This is a genomic window from Rahnella sp. CJA17(1/100) (genome assembly GCF_963881615.1).
GTDB classification, from domain to species: Bacteria; Pseudomonadota; Gammaproteobacteria; order Enterobacterales; family Enterobacteriaceae; genus Rahnella; species Rahnella aceris.
In genome coordinates, this window is the sequence record NZ_CAWOJA010000071.1 from 1 (window position 1) to 379 (window position 379).

General features: G+C 50.9%; 1 protein-coding gene. It reads right to left on the reverse strand.

Translation table 11 applies throughout. The features are described from left to right. The coding region (locus tag AACU55_RS22140) for a 1-deoxy-D-xylulose-5-phosphate synthase N-terminal domain-containing protein (protein ID WP_240785713.1) at window positions 1-379 on the reverse strand (379 nt) is incomplete at both ends.

Here is a 379-nt window from a genome sequence, read left to right on the forward strand (position 1 = left end):
TTGTCGTTCAGTACCACGAGCATGTCATTGTGTAAGTCGCCTGCGTGGTTCATGGCTTCAAACACCATACCACCAGTCATGGCGCCATCACCGATCACGGCAACAACTTTACGACCCGCTTGTTCTTTTTCTGCGGCAATCGCCATCGCCAGTGCGGCGCTAATAGAAGTGCCTGAATGCCCAACGCTGAAAGTGTCGTATTCACTTTCTTCACGCCATGGGAAAGGATGCAAGCCATCTTTTTGGCGAATGGTGTGCATCTTGTCGCGACGACCCGTGAGAATTTTATGGGGATAAGCCTGATGGCCCACATCCCAAATTAGCCGATCAAAAGGGGTGTTGTAGACATAGTGCAACGCAACAGTGAGTTCCACTGTGC